This is a genomic window from Curtobacterium sp. ODYSSEY 48 V2, assembly GCF_023712625.1.
Lineage (GTDB): Bacteria > Actinomycetota > Actinomycetes > Actinomycetales > Microbacteriaceae > Curtobacterium.
In genome coordinates this window covers 333,208-351,810 of sequence record NZ_JAMAXX010000003.1, presented here as the reverse complement: position 1 = coordinate 351,810, position 18,603 = coordinate 333,208, and the positions used below count along the sequence as shown (strand labels likewise).

16 protein-coding genes are annotated in these 18,603 nt (G+C 72.2%); 10 read left to right on the top strand and 6 right to left on the bottom strand.

All coding sequences use genetic code 11. The annotated features are described in order from the left end of the window. Positions 1 to 57 precede the first annotated feature (57 nt). Complete coding sequence (locus M3666_RS06645; RefSeq protein WP_209686084.1) at positions 58 to 1,374, top strand: MFS transporter; 1,317 nt, start codon at positions 58 to 60, stop codon at positions 1,372 to 1,374. Between the two features lie 176 nt (positions 1,375 to 1,550). After that, positions 1,551 to 2,639, top strand: coding sequence for a YihY/virulence factor BrkB family protein (locus M3666_RS06640; RefSeq protein WP_066653237.1), 1,089 nt, complete (start codon positions 1,551 to 1,553; stop codon positions 2,637 to 2,639). A gap of 103 nt (positions 2,640 to 2,742) precedes the next feature. Here M3666_RS06640 and M3666_RS06635 read toward each other — a convergent pair whose 3' ends face one another. The 3 genes from M3666_RS06635 to M3666_RS06625 form a co-directional block, all read right to left on the bottom strand. After that, positions 2,743 to 4,227: an aspartate ammonia-lyase gene (locus tag M3666_RS06635; protein WP_066653235.1), complete on the bottom strand. Its 1,485-nt coding sequence runs from the start codon at positions 4,225 to 4,227 to the stop codon at positions 2,743 to 2,745. A 125-nt stretch (positions 4,228 to 4,352) separates the two neighbouring features. Beyond that, a complete protein-coding gene (locus M3666_RS06630) occupies positions 4,353 to 4,649 on the bottom strand; it encodes a hypothetical protein (RefSeq protein WP_066653232.1) in 297 nt (98 codons plus the stop codon). 55 nt (positions 4,650 to 4,704) lie between these two features. After that, positions 4,705 to 5,961: an inorganic phosphate transporter gene (locus tag M3666_RS06625; RefSeq protein ID WP_081984745.1), complete on the bottom strand. Its 1,257-nt coding sequence runs from the start codon at positions 5,959 to 5,961 to the stop codon at positions 4,705 to 4,707. A 116-nt stretch (positions 5,962 to 6,077) separates the two neighbouring features. Here M3666_RS06625 and M3666_RS06620 point away from each other — a divergent pair, with 116 nt between their 5' ends. The 3 genes from M3666_RS06620 to M3666_RS06610 all read left to right on the top strand — a co-directional run bounded on the left by M3666_RS06620 (position 6,078) and on the right by M3666_RS06610 (position 9,878). Continuing rightward, entirely contained in the window at positions 6,078 to 7,766 is a 1,689-nt protein-coding gene (locus M3666_RS06620) for a sodium:proton antiporter (RefSeq protein WP_251154809.1), read from the top strand. 334 nt (positions 7,767 to 8,100) lie between these two features. Next, positions 8,101 to 9,525 (top strand): ABC transporter permease, encoded by a 1,425-nt coding sequence (locus M3666_RS06615; RefSeq protein WP_251154808.1) that lies wholly within the window; start codon positions 8,101 to 8,103, stop codon positions 9,523 to 9,525. 53 nt (positions 9,526 to 9,578) lie between these two features. Continuing rightward, positions 9,579 to 9,878 (top strand): hypothetical protein, encoded by a 300-nt coding sequence (locus M3666_RS06610; RefSeq protein WP_066653223.1) that lies wholly within the window; start codon positions 9,579 to 9,581, stop codon positions 9,876 to 9,878. Here the strand turns inward: M3666_RS06610 and M3666_RS06605 are convergent. Then, a complete protein-coding gene (locus M3666_RS06605; protein ID WP_251154807.1) occupies positions 9,875 to 10,381 on the bottom strand; it encodes an 8-oxo-dGTP diphosphatase in 507 nt (168 codons plus the stop codon). The genes M3666_RS06610 and M3666_RS06605 overlap by 4 nt on opposite strands. 84 nt (positions 10,382 to 10,465) lie before the next feature. On the opposite strand from M3666_RS06605, the gene M3666_RS06600 reads away from it, so the two are divergent. Together M3666_RS06600 and M3666_RS06595 are read left to right on the top strand one after the other, a co-directional pair. Beyond that, entirely contained in the window at positions 10,466 to 10,816 is a 351-nt protein-coding gene (locus tag M3666_RS06600) for a tryptophan synthase subunit alpha (RefSeq protein WP_066653218.1), read from the top strand. Between the two features lie 35 nt (positions 10,817 to 10,851). After that, positions 10,852 to 11,742, top strand: coding sequence for an aminodeoxychorismate lyase (locus tag M3666_RS06595; RefSeq protein WP_251154806.1), 891 nt, complete (start codon positions 10,852 to 10,854; stop codon positions 11,740 to 11,742). A gap of 138 nt (positions 11,743 to 11,880) precedes the next feature. Here M3666_RS06595 and M3666_RS06590 read toward each other — a convergent pair whose 3' ends face one another. Continuing rightward, entirely contained in the window at positions 11,881 to 13,080 is a 1,200-nt protein-coding gene (locus M3666_RS06590) for an amidohydrolase (protein ID WP_251154805.1), read from the bottom strand. A gap of 110 nt (positions 13,081 to 13,190) precedes the next feature. Between M3666_RS06590 and M3666_RS06585 the strand changes: the two genes are divergently transcribed. Beyond that, positions 13,191 to 14,423, top strand: a complete 1,233-nt coding sequence (locus M3666_RS06585) for a Fic family protein (RefSeq protein WP_251154804.1) — start codon at positions 13,191 to 13,193, stop codon at positions 14,421 to 14,423. After that, positions 14,420 to 16,591 (top strand): S9 family peptidase, encoded by a 2,172-nt coding sequence (locus M3666_RS06580; protein WP_251154803.1) that lies wholly within the window; start codon positions 14,420 to 14,422, stop codon positions 16,589 to 16,591. Before M3666_RS06585 ends, M3666_RS06580 begins: the two co-directional genes overlap by 4 nt. Before the next feature lie 107 nt (positions 16,592 to 16,698). Here the strand turns inward: M3666_RS06580 and M3666_RS06575 are convergent, their stop codons facing one another. Further along, positions 16,699 to 18,231: a CYTH domain-containing protein gene (locus tag M3666_RS06575; RefSeq protein WP_251154802.1), complete on the bottom strand. Its 1,533-nt coding sequence runs from the start codon at positions 18,229 to 18,231 to the stop codon at positions 16,699 to 16,701. Between the two features lie 60 nt (positions 18,232 to 18,291). On the opposite strand from M3666_RS06575, the gene M3666_RS06570 reads away from it, so the two are divergent. Continuing rightward, positions 18,292 to 18,564 (top strand): mycoredoxin, encoded by a 273-nt coding sequence (locus tag M3666_RS06570; RefSeq protein ID WP_066653207.1) that lies wholly within the window; start codon positions 18,292 to 18,294, stop codon positions 18,562 to 18,564. Positions 18,565 to 18,603: the final 39 nt, after the last annotated feature.

The following is an 18,603-nucleotide window of genomic DNA, read 5'->3' as shown; positions in this document are numbered from 1 at the left end:
CCGGAGCCCGCAGATTCCGCCCGCTCGGGGCGGCGCAGGCCGCAGAATGGTTCCACCGTGACACGACCTGACACCGAACCCCGCCGCCGCCTGCTCGCCGACCTCACCCCGCTCCGCCGCTCCCCCGCGTTCGCGCGGCTCTGGGCCGGCACGGCGATCGCCGGCATCGGCACGCAGATGACCACCGTGGCGGTCGGCCTCGAGGTCTACGAGATCACCCGCTCGACCTTCGCGGTCGCGCTCGTCGGCGTGATCGCCCTCGTCCCGATGATCGTCGCCGGGCTCTACGGCGGGATGCTCGCGGACGCCTTCGACCGGCGGCTCGTGGCCCTCGTGTCCGCGATCATCGCCTGGGCCGCGGTCGCGCTCATCGCCACGCACGCCTGGCTCGGGCTGCACAGCGTGGCGCTCCTCTACGTGCTCGCGACCGTCAACGCCGTCGCCGCGACCGTGAGCAACGCCTCGCGTTCGGCGATCGTCCCCCGGCTCGTCGGGACGGACCTGCTCCCGGCGGCGAGCGCCCTCGGTGGCATCGCGTCCGGGTTCCAGGTGACGGTGGGCCCGGCGATCGCCGGTGTCCTCATCGCGAGCGTCGGCTTCGCACCGACCTACACGATCGACGTCGTGCTCTTCACGTTCGCCTTCCTCGGCGTCTTCACCCTCCCCCGGATGGCGGCGGAGCACGACGCCCTCCGCCCCGGGCTGCGCTCCCTGGTCGAGGGTGCGCGGTTCCTCAGGCGGTCCCGCAACATCACGATGACGTTCGTGCTCGACATCGTCGCGATGACGTTCGGCCAGCCGCGCGTGCTCTTCCCGGCGATCGGGGCGCTGGTCATCGGCGGCGGGTCGATCACGGTCGGCACCCTGACCGCCGCCTACGCCGTCGGCGCGCTGCTGTCGAGCGTGTTCTCCGGCCCGCTCGGGCACGTGCGACGCCAGGGCGAGGCCGTCGGCTGGGCGATCACGGCGTACGGCGCGGCGATCGCGGCGTTCGGCGTCGTCATCGCGGTGGCGCACCTGCTCGGCGGTCGGTCCGGCGAGGCCTTCGGCATCGAGATCCTGCCCGCACTCGGACTCGCGGCGCTGTTCCTCGCGGCGGCGGGCGGCGCGGACAACGTCAGCTCGGTGTTCCGGAACACGATCCTGCAGGCGGCCTCGCCCGACGGGATGCGCGGACGGCTGCAGGGCATCTTCATCGTGGTCGTGACCGGCGGCCCGCGCCTCGGCGACCTGTACGCCGGCCTCGTCGTCGCGGCCGGCATCGCGTACCCGCCGATCATCGGCGGCGTGCTCATCATCGGCCTCGTGGCACTGCTGCTCCGGCTGGTGCCCTCCTTCCGCCGGTACGACGCACTCGACCCGCACGCGAACTGACCGGCGGGTGCCGGCCCCGTCAGGTCCGAGACTCGGCCTGGCGGACGAGACTCGCGCGCGGGAACGGCGAATTTGTCCGCGGGGCCGAGTCTCGTGCAGCTGTCCGCGGACGGGAGGCGCGTGGCGGTGCCGCACCGCGCCTCCCGGCCGTCGTGGGGTCGGGTACGGTACATCGCATGCCCGACAGCGCCTCGCGCGACCTGCAGCGGACCGGCGTCCGCGCGGTCGTCCGGCGCACCTACCACTCGGTGATCCGCCACCGCGTCGTGGACGCCGCGGCCTCCCTGACGTTCTTCGCCCTGCTGACCGTGTTCCCCGCGGCGCTCGCCGTGGTGTCGGCCCTGTCCGTCGTGGACCGGCAGGGCGACAGCCTGACGGACATCATCCAGGTGCTGGGCTTCATCGTCCGCCCCGAGACCGCGCAGCACCTCGAGGGGCCGCTGCGCCAGCTGCTGACGCTCGACAACCCGTGGGTGGGCTTCTCGATCGGGCTCGTCCTGACGCTGTGGTCGCTCTCCGGGTACGCCACGGCGTTCGGACGCGCGATGAACACCGCTTACGAGGTCGAGGAGGGCCGGCGGATCTGGAAGTTCCGCAGCATGATGCTCCTCGTCACGTTGCTCGTGATGGTCGGCGGGGCGATCGCGATCGTCATCCTGCTCGGCACCCCGACGATCTCGGCGGCGATCGTCCGGCAGCTGGGGTGGGCACCGTGGATCGACGACCTGTGGAACGTGGCGAAGTGGCCCGTGCTCGCCGTCGTCCTCGTGGTGATGGTGGCGGTCCTCTACTACGCGACGCCGAACGTGAAGACCCCGCAGCTGCGGTGGGTGTCGGCCGGAGCGGCGTTCGCGATCGTGACCTGGGCGGTGGCGACCCTCGGCTTCTCGATCTACGTCGAGACGGTCGGCGGCAGCGGGAACCGGGCCTACGGGTGGCTCGGTGGCGCGATCCTGCTGCTCGTGTACCTGTACATCTCGAACTTCGTGCTCGTCGTCGGCGGGGAGCTCGACTCCGAGGTCATCCGGATGCGCCAGCTCCTCGCGGGCATCGAGGCTGACGAGTCGATCCGACTGCCACTCCGCGACGTCACGCGGAACTTCACGCTCGCACGCTGGCGCGACCAGGACATCGCTGCGGCGCACCGGGTCCGGCTCGCCGCGCAGCAGCGTGCCGAGGACGAGCACGAGGAGCCCTCGCCGACCGAGGAGCACCTGCGCGCGATGTCGCACCAGGTGCGGGTCGGCGAGCCCCCGCTGCCCTAGGCTCCAGCGCTCGCGCGGCGCTCCGCACGACGCAACGTCGGCGACGCCTCGCAGCGCTGTACCGCTGCGCAGTGCCGCCGAGGTTGCGTCCCGCGGGACGGGGTCAGCGCTCGCGCGCGACCCGCTCCGCCTCGGCGTCCAACATCTCCTCGGTGACGATCGGGATCGCCCCCGTCGCGAGCTCGATGCCCGACAAGCGCGCCGGCGACAGGACCCGCTGCACCTGGTCCTCGTCCATCAGCCCCGCCGCCGTGACGAGCGTCGCGATCGGCGTCGAGGTCGTCAACGCGGTGTGCGCGATCGACGCCGCGGCCGCGTAGCCGATGTAGGGCGTCAGCGCGGTGACGACGCCGACGTTGGTGTCCACCTGCGCGGCGAGCTTGGCCTCGTTCGCCTCGATGCCCGTGACGCAGTTCACCCGGAGCGTGGCGCACCCGCTCGCCATCCACTGCAGCGACTGCAGGATCGAGTGGGTGATGATCGGCTCGAAGGCGTTGAGCTGCAGCTGCCCGCCCTCGGCGGCCATCGTCACCGTGGTGTCGGCACCGGCGACGGCGAACGCGATCTGGTTGACGACCTCCGGGATCACCGGGTTGACCTTGCCCGGCATGATCGACGACCCGGCCTGGCGCGCGGGCAGCGTGATCTCGCCGAGCCCCGCCTGCGGCCCCGACGCGAGCAACCGCAGGTCGTTGCAGATCTTCGACAGCTTGGCCGCGCTGCGCTTCACCGTGCCGGACAGCGTCATGAAGGCACCGGCGTCACTCGTCGCCTCGATCAGGTCGGGTGCGGTGACGATGTCGAGCCCGCTCGCGACCTGCAGCTGCCGACGGACCTCGTCGCGGTACTGCGGGTCCGCGGTGATGCCCGTGCCGATGGCCGTCGCCCCGAGGTTCGTCTCCGCGAGCAGCGGCGAGACCGTGCGGAGGAGCAGGACGTCCTCCTGGATGGTGTGCGCGAACCCGGTGAACTCCTGCCCGAGGGTCATCGGCACGGCGTCCTGCAGCTGCGTGCGCCCGACCTTCAGGACGTCCTGGAACGCCCGGCCGCGCTCGGCGAACGCGTCGGAGAGCAGTTCGAGCTGCTCGGTGAGCCGCCGCACCCCCAGGATCATCGCCAGCTTGATGCTCGTCGGGTAGGTGTCGTTCGTCGACTGGCTGCGGTTCACGTGGTCGATCGGGTGCAGGTACGCGTAGTCGCCCTTCTCACGCCCGAGGATCTCGAGGGCGCGGTTGGCGAGCACCTCGTTCGTGTTCATGTTCGTCGACGTCCCCGCGCCGCCCTGCACGACGTCGACGACGAACTGGTCGCGGAGGCTCCCGTCGCGGACCTCCTGCGCCGCCTGGTCGATGGCGTCGGCACGCTCGGCGTCGAGCACCCCGATGGCCTTGTTCGCCCGCGCGGCGGCCTGCTTCACGGTCGCGAGCGCCTCGACGAGGTCCGGGTACACCGCGATCGGCACCGACGTGATCGGGAAGTTCTCGAGCGCCCGGAGGGTGTTGATGCCCCAGTACGCGTCGGCGGGGACCTCGAGGGATCCCAGCGAGTCGGTCTCGGTCCTGGTGCGCGCTGCTTCGTTGCCGGTCACCCTGTCGAGGCTAGCCCGTCCGGCCGGTCGGGTCCGGCAGGTGGGCGCGCGTGGTGACCGACGACGGACGGGAGGCCCGTGGCGGCGTCGCCACGGGCCTCCCGTCCGTCAGGTGGACGTGACCGTCAGTGGAACTGCGGGACGATCAGGTAGATGCCGTAGAGCACGGCCAGGCCGGAGACGGCGAAGCACGCGACGGCGAGCGCGCGGAACGCGCGGACGCCGGGCTGGACGGTGCCGGGCTGGGGGAAGCCGGCCGTGGCGGGGCCGACGGTGCCGTCGTCCTTCACGGTGTACTTGCCGGCGCGCGTGTCGGCGGCGCTCCAGAGGCGCAGGCCGATCGAGTAGACGAGGACCACGAAGCACGCGGAGACGACCGCGACGATCGCCACGGTGAGGAATGCGAACCAGTCGATGCCCATCAGCGGATCCCTCCGCCCAGGGATGCGAAGCTGCGCGAGTCAGTGGCGATGCCCATCAGCGGCGCCCTCCGTTCCGTCCGGCCATGCGGCGCAGGGTGCGCTCACGGCTGAGCTCGGCGCGCCGCTCGGCGACCTGGGCGGCACGCTTCTTGCGCTGCATGTCGCGGAGCTCCTTGCGGGTGAAGACCGCGTTGGCGGCTACGTCCACCTCGATCGCGGCGGCCTGGTCGTGCGGCTTCCGCAGCGACCAGAGGTAGAGCCCGAGGATGACGGCTGCGCCGACGACCGCGTCGATGACGAGTCCCCCGACACCGAGCCGGGCGATGCCGGACGCGATCGCGCCGACGGCTGCGGCGGCCGGCAGCGTGATGAACCAGGCGACGACGATCTTGCCCGCCGTCGACCACTGGATCTTCGAGCCACGACGGCCGAGCCCGGCGCCGATGATCGACCCCGACGACACCTGCGTGGTCGAGAGCGCGAAGCCGAGGTGGCTCGACGCGAGGATGGTGGCTGCGGTGGACGCCTCGGCGGCGAAGCCCTGGGTGGCGCGGATCTCGGTCAGACCCGACCCGAGGGTGCGGATGATGCGCCAACCACCGGTGTACGTGCCGAGTGCGATCGCGAGCGCACACGCGACGACGACCCAGAACTGCACGCCCTGGTTCGCCGACTGCGCGCCCGAGGCGATCAGCGTCAGCGTGATCACGCCCATCGTCTTCTGCGCGTCGTTCGTGCCGTGCGCGAGGGAGACCATCGAGCTCGTGAACACCTGGCCGATGCGGAAGCCGCCGCGCTCGTTCGGGAAGACCGGACGACGGGTCACGCGGTAGGCGATGCGCGTGGCGAGGAGCGAGACCAGCGCGGCGATCACCGGCGACAGGAACGCGGGGATGATCACGACGGTCAGCAGCGCGGCGTAGTTCACGGAGTCGAAGCCGGCTCCGACGATCGCGGCACCGATGAGCCCGCCGAACAGCGCGTGCGAGGACGACGACGGCAGACCGCGCAGCCACGTGATCATGTTCCAGACGACCGCGCCGATCAGGCCCGCGAAGATCATCTCCGGGGTGATCGCGACGCCACCGGGGCCCTCGTTGATCAGGCCGTGCGAGATCGACGTCGCGACGGCGGTGCTGAGGAACGCACCGACGAGGTTGAGCACCGCGGCGACCGTGACGGCCACCTTGGGCTTCATGGCACCGGTGGCGATCGGTGTCGCCATCGCGTTGGCGGTGTCGTGAAAACCGTTTGTGAAGTCGAAGAAGAGGGCCAACGCGATGACCAGGACGACTATGAGTGTGATGTCCACCGCGGGCAAGTGTCGCAGCCGATCGGCTCCGGGGCAAACCCTGTCGTCCGCCGCCGCGCCACCCGACCTGCGGGATCGTTCAGCCTGCGAATCATGTCGATGGGAGAATGGACCCCATGGACACCGCGGAACTCCTCATCCTGTTGATCGGTTCACTCGCGGTGACCGGCTTCGCGCGGGCCAAGGGGCTGCCCGCGCCGCTGCTCGTCACGGCCGTGGCGCTCGCGGTGTCGTTCCTGCCGGGCCTGCCGGAGATCGAGATCGACTCCGAGGTGATCCTCACCGTCGTCCTGCCGCCGCTGCTCTACTCCGCCGCCCTCGACGTGTCGTGGCAGAGCTTCCGGCAGTCCATCAAGCAGATCCGCCGTCTCGGTATCTTCCTCGTGATCGTCACCGCGCTCGCGGTCGCCCTCGCCGCGTACATCATCATCCCGGACATGGACTGGCCCGCGGCGATCCTGCTCGGCGCCGTCGTCGCCCCGCCGGACGCGGTGTCCGCCGCGGCGATCGGCCGGAAGCTCGGACTCCCCCGCCGGGTGATGACGGTCCTGTCCGGCGAGAGCCTCATCAACGACGCCGCGTCCCTCACCCTCGTGCGGGTCTTCACGCTCATCGCGGCGGGGACGTCGCTGACGATCTGGCAGGACCTCGGCATCTTCGGGCTCGCGATCGGTGTCGGCCTGGCGGTGGGCATCGTCCTCGGCGTCGCCGTCCACTGGATCCGGATGCGCATCAACGACCCGGTCGTCGAGACGATCATGAGCATCCTGCTGCCCTTCGTCGCGTACGTCCTCGCCGAGCACCTCTCCGGCTCCGGGGTCATCGCCGTGGTCACCGCGGGGCTGTACATCGGCTACAACTCGCCGAAGGAGGGCTACGCGACCCGGCTGCAGGAGCGCCCGCTGTGGACGAGTGCGGACGTGATCCTCGAGGGGTTCGTCTTCGCTCTCATCGGCCTGCAGCTGAAGACCGTCGTCCAGAACCTCGTCGAGAGCGACCGCAGCCTGACGCAGACCCTCACCGCGGCGGCCGTCGTCCTGGTCGTCGTGATCCTCGTGCGACCGCTCTTCGTCTTCGAGTCGTACGCGCGCAACCGCTTCAACGGCCGGTGGCTGCGGCCGTTGCGCGTCCGACTGTCCCGCGGTCACCCGTCCCTGCGCTGGCTGCGCGGTTCCGCCGAACCGAAGCTGAACTGGCGGGAGCTCACCGTCATCTCGTGGACCGGCATGCGCGGTGTGGTGACCCTCGCGGCGGCGGTCTCCGTCGTCGGCAACTCGGTCGACGTCAAGGCGCAGGACACCATCTTCGTGATCGCCTTCGTGGTCACCGTCGGCACGCTCCTACTGCAGGGGCTGACCCTGCCGTTCGTGATCCGGGCGCTGAAGGTGCAGGACCCGGCCGAGGGAGAGGCGGACGTCCGCAGCGAGATGCGACTCAACCAACGCACCACCGAGGCCGCGATCGCCCTGCTCGAACGGAGGCGACCGGCGTGGGCCGAGCAGTACGGCGCCGAGGCATCGGACAGCGTCGTGAACCGACTGAAGGCCCGCCTCGAACGACAGGCCGAGACGTTCCGCCGCGACGCCGAGGAAGAGGAGGTCGAGGACCGGAACGCTCCGCTGCGACTCCGCGGCGCCCAGATCCAGGACATCCGCCGCGAACTGCTCGACCGTCGCCGCGAGATCGTGCTCGAGGAACGCGAGAAGGGCAACCTCGACGAGGAGGTCATGCGCCGCGTGCTCGTGACGCTCGACGCCGAGGAACTCGCGATGGACTCGGCCCAGGCCTCCCGCAGCCGGTCCTGACCCGGCGCTGCCGGTCCCGGGCCGCCGCAGCCGGTCCTGCCCCGGCGCTGCCGGTCCCGGGCCGCCGCAGCCGGTCCTGCCCCGACAGCTCACGGGGCGCGGTGAGCACGCCCGGCGTACCGTGATGCTCCGACCAGCAGAAGGAGCAGAGCGCCGAGTGAGCGAGCCGCGGAACGACGTCCCCAGGAAGAGCGACCTCCCCGATCGTGACGGAGCGCCGCGGTCGTCCGCGCCGAAGCCCCGGCAGACCCGGCCCTCGACGCGGGGCGGTTCGCGGCCCCGTCGCGGTGCTCCCGTCGCCGGCAGCCGGAGCGCCGGCAGCCGTGCGGGGCGCGTGCGCCAGGCACCGGTGCCCGAGCCGCAGCGGATCAGCCGGTACCGCCGCTGGTACGGCACGCTCCACCCCTCGCTGCAGCTCATCGGGCTGCAGCTCTGGATGCCGCTGTTCTTCATCGTCGGCTTCTGCCTCTGCTACGTCTTCGCCTTCCACGCTCCCCACCCGCACGACGTCCCCGTCGCCCTGGTCGGCAGCGATCCGACCCTCGTCGCCGCCGTCGGCAAGGCCCTGCCCGGTGAGTACGTGTTCCACACGTACGAGTCGCTGGCCCGCGCGAAGCAGGACGTCCTGGCCGGCACGATGGCCGTCGCGTACGACCCTTCGGCGAACGAGGTCTTCAAGGCGAGCGCCCACCAGTTCCAGGTCGCCTCGCTCGTCCCCGCGACGCTGACCAGCGTGCTCACCGGGATCGGAGTCGCCGCCCCGACCGTCACCGAGCTCGCACCGCTGCCCGCGTACGACGAGTACGGCACCGTCGCGATGTACGTCATGCTCGCCTGGTGCATCGGCGGCTACATGGTCGCGATGTTCATCGGCATCATGGGCGGTCCGCTGCGACACCGCACCCGCATGACCGTGATCGTCGTCGGCGGCCTCGTGATCTCACTGATCACGAACACGCTCGCCGGCCCGGTCGTCGGCGCGATCCACGGGCACTGGATCGGACTCGTGCTCATCGCCTGGGGCTGGATCGTCGCGATCGGTCTCGCCGTCAACGGCCTGAGCTACTTCGTCGGCCGGTTCATCGCCGCGCCCGCGATGATCTGCTTCGTCTTCCTGTCGATGCCCTCCTCCGGCGGCGCGTACCCGAAGTGGTTCATGCCGGAGCCCTTCGCGTGGCTCAACCACGTCGTGGTCGGCTCGAGCATGGTCGACATGATCAAGCACGAGATCTACGGCGTCGGCCCCGGCTTCGGTCGCGGGCTGGTCACGATGGGCTGTTACGCCGCCGCCGGGCTCGTGCTGATGTTCTTCGGCAAGCAGTGGTGGGAGCGCCGTCGCATCGCGGCGATCGTGAACAACCGCACGACTATGTTCCAGGACGCGCAGACCGCGAACCGCGAGTTCCTCGGGAAGCAGCGGGACGCCGAGCTCGAGCGCCACGGACTGACCTCGACCGAGACCGGCACGCTGAGCGTCCTGCGCGACGACGACTGGGAGGACGAGCGTGTCGCCGGCGACGTCTTCACCGGCGGTCGCGACGGGCTCGAACAGGAGACCACCCCGACCGGACGCATCCCCGTGGTGCGGCAGGCGGACCGGTCCGGCCCGGCGCGACCGGGAGGCGCTGCCACCGGCCCCCGCACCCGTCCCGTCCCCCGCGTGGACGCGTCCGGTCGCCGCCCGGCCCCGGCAGGATCGCGCACGACGCGGACCGGCGCGCCCGACGAGCGCCAGCACGGACGGCACGCCGAGCGCTGAGCGGCTCCGGCGCCCGCTCGGTCGTTCCCCGGAGCGCGCGTATCCTGTTCCGCATGCACCCGCGCACCGCCTGGCACCGCGTCCTCGTCACCGCCGTCGTGGCGTTCCTCGTGCTCGCGGCAGCGCTCTACGCCGCAAGCGTGTTCCTCGCCCCCGCCGACGGCCGGAACACCGCCGGGCTGTTCGTCGGCTGGGCGATGTTCGCGGTCCTCGGGGCGATCGCGGCGGGCATCGTCGACTTCTTCGTCCGCCCGCTCGGTGGTCGCAGCGGGGACGCCGACGTCCTCGCCGCCGCGGAGGAGGCGCGCACCGGCAGCACCCGCGTCCAGCAGGGTCGTGCGGGCGCCCGCTAGACGCCTTCGCCGCTGAAGCCCGAGACGGTCGCGTTGTCCTCCGCGAAGGTGAAGCGCGCCGTGACGCTCCCGCCGGCCAGCACGCCCGGCAACCAGTAGCGCGCGTCGTCCCACATCGCGTCGTAGGGCACCGCGTCGACGGGGACCCACCGCGGCTCCAGCTCGTCGCTGCCCGACGGGGTCCCCTGCCAGCGGCGGCAGACGAAGACGTCCGAGCGCTGCGACCAGGACGGTCGGAACGGGAACCGGTAGTCCAACGTGCCACGCGCCTCCAGGTCGTCCGACTCGAGCCGCAGACCGACCTCCTCCGCCACCTCGCGCACCGCTGCCGCCACCGGCGGCTCCCCCGGCTCGCGCTTGCCGCCCGGACCGACGAGGCGCCCGGCCCCGAGCCCCCGACGTTTCTCGCCGAGCAGCACCTCGGCGCCGTCGGGACCGTCACGGAGCAGGTAGACGACCACGACCGGGGCGTGCTGGGACTTCGTCTCGTCGCGTTCGGTCACGGTCCCCAGTCTGGCGGACGTGTCCGGTGGGCGCTCCGCGCTGGCGTACGATCGCTGGCATGGCAGGCGTGCTGCGGGGGCACCATGGCTGAGCCCCGCAGGACCGGGCGCAGCCTCGAAGTGCTGCGCGCCGAGGCCGCCGAGGAGATCTCGATGATCGTCGAGCACCGCAGCCGTGCGGGCGAGGACCCGTGGGAGTTCATGCCGACGCTCCCGACCGTCGACGAGCAGGTCGTGCTCATCCTCCGCGCCGACGCCGTCGAGCTCGACGCGGCGATCGGGCAGCGCAGCGTGCACTGGGCGGGCCACCCGGCCTCCGGGCAGGGCACCGAGCTCGGCGAGGAGTACCACCGGCTCCGCCGGATCGCCCTGCAGCACCCCGAGCTGACGCCGGCGGTGTGGAAGCTCATGGGCGCGCTCCCCGGGCGCGACTGACGACCACCGACCCGGTGCTGCGGTTGGATGGTGGCATGACCGACACCGTCCTCGCCGTCCTCAACCAGCCCTCGCGCGACGCCGCCCCGCACGACCCCGAGGCCGACGCGTACACGTGGGCGAAGCCGCTCGAGGAGCACCTGCAGGTGCAGGACCTCGGGGCGATCCGCGGCGACGGGGTGTTCGAGACCATCACGGTGGTCGACGGTCGGCCGCAGGCGCTCGAACCGCACCTCGCCCGCTTCGTGCGGTCCGCGGCGATGCTCGACCTGCCCACGCCGGACGTCGATGCGTGGCGCCAGGCGATCGAGGCGGTGTGCGCCCGGCTCGACCCGGTGCACGAGGCCTTCGCGAAGACCGTCATGACCCGCGGCGTCGAGGGCTCGGGTCGACCGACCGGCTGGGTCTACGCGGCACCGTCCGGCGACCAGACGCCCGCGCGGACGGCGGGCATCGCCGTCGTGACGCTCGACCGCGGCTACCGGCACGACGTCGAGCGGACCTCGCCGTGGTTGCTGCAGGGCGCGAAGACGCTGTCGTACGCGGTGAACATGGCGGCGCTCCGCGAGGCCGAGCGCCGCGGAGCGGACGACGCGCTCTTCGTCTCGACGGACGGGTACGTGCTCGAGGGCACCCGCGCGAACCTGGTGATGTCCGTCGACGGCAGGTTCGTGACGCCGCGGACCGACATCGGCATCCTGGCGGGGACGACGCAGGCCGACGTCTTCCGGTTCGCCGAGGGCGAGGGCATCGCGACCTCGTACGAGCTCGTCACGCTGGCCGACCTGGAGGCCGCCGACGCCCTGTGGCTGCTGTCGAGCGTCCGCCAGGCGGCACCGATCCGGTCCGTGAACGGCGTCGCGCGGGAGATGGACCTGCCGATGACCGAGCGCATCAACGACTTCCTGCTGTCCCGCGACGCCTGACGCTCGGCGCCCCCTTCGCGGAACGCAACGTCGGCGGTTGCGCGCAGCGGTACGGCGTTGCGAGCAACCGCCGAGGTTGCGTCTTGCGGACGGGAGGACCGTGGCGGGGCCGCCACGAGCCTCCAGACCGTCATCCGGTCACCAGCGCGGCGTGGTGACGCCCGTCCCGTCGGCCCACTCGTACACGGACGCGCCCTCGATCCAGACGCGCGTCGCGCGGCTGGTCGCGGCCAGCGGGTCGCCGTCCCACAGGACGAGGTCGGCGTCGAAGCCCGGTGCGATGCGGCCGACACGGTCCCCGAAGCCGAGGAAGGCCGCGGGGTTGGTGGTGAGGGCCTCGAGCGCGGTCTGCCAGGGCAGGCCCTCCTTGACGGCCGCCGTGGCCTGGTCGACCAGCATCGCGATCGGCACGACCGGGGCGTCGGTGGTGATGGCCACGCGGACACCGGCGGCGGCGAGCGCCACGACGTTCGGGATGCCGCGGTCGCGGAGTTCGACCTTCGAGCGGCTCGTGAACAGCGGGCCGTAGATCACCGGGACGTCGCGCTCGGCGAGCAGGTCGGCGATCTTGTGCGCCTCGGTGCCGTGGTTGACGACGAGCCGGTACCCGAACTCGTCGGCCAGGCGGAGCGCGGTCGCGAGGTCGTCGTGCCGGTGGACGTGCTGGTCCCACGCGAGCTCGCCGTCGAGCACCCGGACGAGCGTCTCGTTCGTCAGGTCGCGGGTGAACGGCTCCCCCTTCGCGGCGGCGGCCGCACGGGCGGCGCGGTAGTCCTGCGCGGCGACGAACGCCTCGCGGACGACCTTCGCCACGCCGAGGCGCGTCGACGGCGTCCTCCCCTTGTCGCCGTACACGCGCTTCGGGTTCTCGCCGAGGGCGCTCTTGACGCTGACGGCGTCGGAGATGAGCTGCTCGTCGATCGTGCGACCACCCCAGGTCTTGATCGCGACGGTCTGCCCGCCGATCGGGTTGCCGGAGCCGGGCTTCACGACGATGCTCGTGATGCCGCCGGACAGTGCGTCGCGGAACCCCTCGTCGTCGATGTCCACGGCGTCGATCGCCCGCACCGCAGCCTGGTTCGGGTCGGTCATCTCGTTGGTGTCGTTGCCGGCCCAGCCGTTCGCCTCCTCGTGGATGCCGACGTGGCCGTGCGACTCGACGAACCCGGGGACGAGCCAGGCGCCGGCGGCGTCGACGACGGGGAGGCCGGGCGGCGGAGCCACGTCGGGGCCGACGGCGGTGATGCGGCCGTCCTCCACGACGACGGCACCCCCCTCGAAGGGCGGAGCGGTGACGGGGACGACGTGGGCCCCGGTGACGACGAACGAGTTGCGCATGCCACAACGGTACGGCGGAGCACCCTCGTCCCCGCGACATACCGATCCCTGGCGTCCGCGGTCGCGTCCGTCCTACCGTCTCGACACCGACGATCGACGCAGGAGGCTCCGTGTCCCGACCCCGACCACCCTGGCCCGCCCACGACACCGTCGTCCGGCCGTGGCGCAGCGCCACCCGCGGCGACCGGACCGTCCGGCAGACGGCGACCGTCACCGCTTCGGTCCCACCGTGCATCGCCGACGCGCACTGGGAGCCCGACGGAGCGACCGCGGCACTGCTCGACCGGAGCCTGACGGCGCTCCGGGCGCTCGACGAGGCAGCCGGAGCCGGTCCCCTGCACCGGCTGCTCGCCCGGACCGAGGCGGTCGCGACCTCGCGCATCGAGCACGAGGACGCGACGGCCGAGGACGTCGCCCGGGCGCTGGTGGGCGTGCGCGCGAACACGAGCGCCTCGGTGATGGTGCAGGCCGGGGACGCCCTCGAGCGCCTGGTGCGGGCAGCCGGAGCCGGACACCTCGACGAGACCGCGCTCCTCGACGCCCACCGTGGTCTGCTGCGCGGCGACCCCGTGGACGGCCCGCACGCGGGTCGCTACCGCACCGTGCAGAACTGGATCGGGGGCGGGCGCACACCACGGGACGCCGACCACGTCCCACCGCCGCCCGAGTTCGTCCCGTCGCTCATGGCCGACCTGTTCGCGTTCCTCGCGCGCGACGACCTGCACCCCGTGGCCCAGGCGGCGATCGCACACGCGCAGTTCGAGTCGATCCACCCGTTCACCGACGGCAACGGACGGACCGGTCGCGCGCTCGTGGCGGCGGTGCTGCGGCACCGGGGTGCGACGCGGACCGCGAGTCCACCCGTCTCGTCCGTCCTGGTCGCCGAGCGCACCCGGTACTTCCAGCACCTGACGCAGTACCGCGAGGGACACGTCGACGCGTGGGTGCGCGACGTCGCCATCGCCGTGGGCGCGGGATCGGACGAGGCGCTCGTCACGGGGCTGCTGCTCGACGAGGTCGCCGCGGACCGTGCGGCGACGACCTGCGCCTCCGGCCCGCACGCGGTGCTCGGGCGGGCGCTCGACCAGGACGCCGTCCTGACGGAGGACCACGCGGAGGAGCTCCTCCGCCGCGCGATCGCGCGGGGCGACGTCTCGGGGACGGCCGAGACGCTGCTCGAGACCACGGTCACCGACCTGTGCCGAGCCGGGGTCCTCCGTCCGGCGACGGCCCGTCGCCGGCGCCGTGCGTGGATCGCGCCGGCGGTGGCGGCCGAACTCGACGCCTTCGCCGAGCGCGTGCGAGCAGGTGTCGAGGCCCGGGCGCATAGGGTGGCGTGGTGAGCAGTGAGCACGCCCAGGCCACCCCGCCGACCGCCGCGAAGCGGCCCGTCACGCGGACCCACCACGGCATCGAGTTCGTCGACGACTACGAGTGGATGCGGGACAAGGAGTCACCGGAGACCCTCGCCCACCTCGAGGCCGAGAACGCCTGGACCGAGGCGCAGACCGAGCACCTGACCGGCCTCCGCGACCGCATCTTCGCCGAGGTCAAGAACCGCGTGCAGGAGACGGACCTCTCCGTCCCGGTGCGCATGGGCGACTGGTGGTACTTCACGCGGACGGCCGAGGGCAGCCAGTACGGCGTGCACTGCCGCGCACCGATCACCGGCCCGGACGACTGGACGCCGCCCGCGGTCGACGAGGGTGCGGCGGCCCTGCCCGGGGAGCAGGTCGTCCTCGACGGCAACGCCCTGGCCGAGGGGCACGACTTCTTCTCGCTCGGCAGCTACGACATCAGCGACGACGGGACCCGTCTCCTCTACGGCGTCGACGTCGAGGGCGACGAGCGCTACACGCTGCACGTGCGCGACCTCACGACGGGCACCGACCTCGGCGACGAGATCCCGGACACCGGCTCCGGCGCGACCTTCGACCCGTCCGGGCGCTACGTGTTCTACCCGACCGTCGACGAGTCCTGGCGTCCGGACCGCATCTGGCGGCACACCGTCGGCAGCGCCACCGGCGACGACGTCGTCGTGTTCGAGGAGTCCGACGACCGCTACTGGGTCGGCGTCGGCGTGACCCGCTCGTCGCAGTACATCGTCATCGAGCTCGGCTCCAAGATCACGTCCGAGGCACTGGTGCTCGACGCCGCCGACCCGACCGGCGAGTTCCGGGTCGTGTGGCCGCGGCGCGAGGGGGTCGAGTACGAGATCGAGCACGCCATCGTCGGCGGGAGCGACCGCTTCCTCGTACTGCACAACGACGGCGCCGAGAACTTCGAGCTCGTCGACGTCCCCGCCGACGACCCCACCTCGGAGCACGACCGCCGCGTCGTCGTCGCCCACCACACCGAGCGCCGCATCGAGTCCGTGGACGCCTTCGCCGGGCACCTGGCGCTCGAGTACCGGGCCGAGGCGCTCCCCCGCGTCGCCGTCATCCCGATCGAGGGCGACGGCTACGGCGACGCGCACGAGGTCCCCTTCGACGAGGCGCTCTTCTCGGCAGGGCTCGGCGGCAACCCCGAGTGGGAGCAGCCGACCCTGCGCATCGGGTACACGTCGTTCGTCACCCCGTCCGAGGTCAGCGACCTCGACCTGGCGACCGGCGAGGTCACGGTGCTCAAGCGACAGCCGGTCCTCGGCGGCTACGACCCGGCCGACTACGTGCAGGAACGCGACTGGGCGACGGCCCCGGACGGCACGCAGGTGCCGATCTCGCTCGTCTGGCGCCGCGACGCGGTGGACGCCGACGGCCCGGCACCGCTGCACCTCTACGGGTACGGCTCCTACGAGCACTCCATCGACCCGGGCTTCAGCGTCATGCGCCTGTCCCTGCTCGACCGCGGCGTCGTCTTCGCGGTCGCCCACGTGCGGGGCGGCGGCGAGATGGGGCGGCACTGGTACGAGGACGGCAAGACGCTGACGAAGAAGAACACGTTCACCGACTTCGTCGCGGTCGCCGAGCACCTGATCGAGAGCGGTCGGACGAGCGCCGACCGTCTCGTCGCCGAGGGCGGCAGCGCCGGTGGCCTGCTCATGGGCGCCGTCGCGAACCTGGCGCCGGAGCGCTTCGCCGGCATCCTGGCCGCCGTCCCGTTCGTCGACGCGCTCACGAGCATCCTCGACCCGGACCTGCCGCTCACGGTGATCGAATGGGACGAGTGGGGCGACCCGCTGCACGATGCCGAGGTCTACCGGTACATGAGCGAGTACTCGCCGTACGAGAACGTGCGCGACGACGTGCAGTACCCACGGATCCTCGCCGTGACGTCGATCAACGACACCCGTGTGCTCTACGTCGAACCGGCGAAGTGGACCGCGAAGCTGCGCGAGGTCGGGGCGCCGGTCCTGCTGAAGACCGAGATGGCAGCGGGGCACGGCGGCGTGAGCGGCCGGTACGACTCGTGGCGCGAGCGCGCGTTCGAGCTCGCCTGGTTGCTCGAGGTGCTCGGCCTGGCTGACGTGAACCCCGCGGCGGCCTCAGCGGAGCCGATCGCCGCCGGCTGAGCGCCGCCGCTGCCGATCGTCCCGCGGGAGCAACAGGACTCCACCGGAGTTCGGTGGAGTCCTGTCGCTCCCACGGAATGCTGCGCGACGCAGCGCGCCGAGCCGCGTCAGACGCGGTTGAGTGCCTGCACGGCCTGGTCGTACGAGTCCTCGGCGAGCCGCACGCGGTCCCCCGCGAGCACGCCGTACCCGAACGTCCCCTCACCACCACGCTCGGCGATGCCGGAGTGCACCCGGAGCACGTCGAGGGCGTGCAGGGAGCGCACCCGCTCGGTCAGCACGTCCGCGGCGTCCCCGATGCGCTTCCACAGCGCGTGCGGGAAGGCGTCGTCCCCGAGCACGTCCATCGCCGCCCGGGCGCGGGTCGCAGCGCGCCAGGCGGTCTCGGTCGCCGCACGGTCGGCGGCTTCACGGTCGACAGGGCCGACGCTCTCGTCGTCGTCCCCGACCGCGTTCCGGACCAGGTCACGGACGCGTGGCTTCTCGACCGCCGAGACGTCCTGAGCGACGTGCTTCGGCGACCGGAGCGCCCACGCCGTCGGCGCCGGACGCTCGACGGCGTCGTCGAGGGCGTCGAGGAGTTCGAGGTAGCGCTCGGAGTGCAGGAAGGCCGTGACCTCGCCGACCGCGACGGCACGGCGCTCGCGGGTGGCGGCGAGCACCCGCTCCCGGGTCATCGCGTCGACGAGCAGGTCCTGTGCCGGCGTCGATGCGTGGGGCAGACGCTCCACGAGGTAGTGGGCCAGCGCAGCGCGCGCCGTCACGGCGGCGAGGGCGTCCGCGGCCTCGGCTGCTCGGTCGGTCGCCGGGGTCGCCGGGAACGCAGGACGGTACGAGCCGAGCACGGCGGCGATGTCGAGGGAGGTCCTCGCCGTCTCACGGAGGTCCGTCTCCGCCCCGGCGCGCAGCTGTCCTTCGAGGGCGAGCAGGGTCGATCGCAGCTTGCGCAGGCGCTTCGTCAGTGCCCGCGCCGCGGTGTGCTTCTCCGGCTTCTCCGCCGTGCGGAGCCGGGCGGCGGGCGCGCCCTCCAGGCCGCGGGCGAGCTTCGAGGTGACCGCCGCGGGGTGCGCGTCGATGTCGGCGAAGCGACCGTCGAGTGCCGCGAAGAGCTCGTGCGCCACCTGTTCGTCGACGCCCTCGGCGACCTCGACCTCGACCTCACGCCAGGTGCGCGGGGTCGCGGGCGCGTGGTCGTCGAGGCGCTGGGCGACCACGCGGTCGTCGGCGAGTTCGGCGACCTGGTCGTCGTCCTCGTCGAGCAACCGCACGACCGCCCGCGTGGTGGTGATGCGGACGACGGGGCGCAGGCCGCGGCCCCGGCGCTCGGCGAACAGCGCGGCCAGGACCTCGTCGGGCACGGTGTCGGGATCGTCCGTCAGGGCGAAGTGCTGCTCGTGCCGGACGGTGTCCGACGCGGCGCGCTTGATGTGCCATCCCGCGTCCGGGCCACCCGTCCGTCGGCGGACGGTCACCCGCGAGGCGACGAGGTCGTACCGCTCGGTGTCCCAGTAGGTGGCGTCGAGGCCGAACGGCTCCTGGCGCTCCGTCCGGGCGATGCTGCCGACGCCGATGAGGTCCGGCAGGTCGTCGCCCTCGGGCATGTCGTACGTACGCTCGATCTCGAGGTGGGTGTCCGTCACGCGGTCCTGTCTACCAGGGGTCACCGGGGTTCCCCGAACCGGCGGGGTTAGCCTGGGCACATGAGCGAGACAGTCACCCGCGACGCGTTCGTGCCCGAGGCCGGCGGCGTCACGATGTTCACGACGAGCTGGTGCGGCTACTGCGCCCGGCTGAAGAACCAGATGTCGAAGGCGGGCGTGCCGTTCCGCGAGGTCGACATCGAGCAGACCCCCGGCACCGCGGAGCTCGTCGCCGAGGTCAACGGCGGCAACCAGACCGTGCCGACGCTGGTCTTCCCGGACGGCAGCACCGCGACGAACCCGTCCCTGGCCGAGGTGCAGTCGCGCGTCTGACGCGAGGCGCCGACGGCGCGCTGCACAACGAGAAGCGGC

Coding starts and splice junctions, on each gene's coding strand:
- M3666_RS06570 (WP_066653207.1), top strand. CDS start 18,292: ATGAGCGAGACAGTCACCCGCGACGCGTTCGTGCCCGAGGCCGGCGGC.
- M3666_RS06600 (WP_066653218.1), top strand. CDS start 10,466: ATGGCTGAGCCCCGCAGGACCGGGCGCAGCCTCGAAGTGCTGCGCGCC.
- M3666_RS06620 (WP_251154809.1), top strand. CDS start 6,078: ATGGACACCGCGGAACTCCTCATCCTGTTGATCGGTTCACTCGCGGTG.
- M3666_RS06640 (WP_066653237.1), top strand. CDS start 1,551: ATGCCCGACAGCGCCTCGCGCGACCTGCAGCGGACCGGCGTCCGCGCG.
- M3666_RS06610 (WP_066653223.1), top strand. CDS start 9,579: ATGCACCCGCGCACCGCCTGGCACCGCGTCCTCGTCACCGCCGTCGTG.
- M3666_RS06630 (WP_066653232.1), bottom strand. CDS start 4,649: ATGGGCATCGACTGGTTCGCATTCCTCACCGTGGCGATCGTCGCGGTC.
- M3666_RS06595 (WP_251154806.1), top strand. CDS start 10,852: ATGACCGACACCGTCCTCGCCGTCCTCAACCAGCCCTCGCGCGACGCC.
- M3666_RS06590 (WP_251154805.1), bottom strand. CDS start 13,080: ATGCGCAACTCGTTCGTCGTCACCGGGGCCCACGTCGTCCCCGTCACC.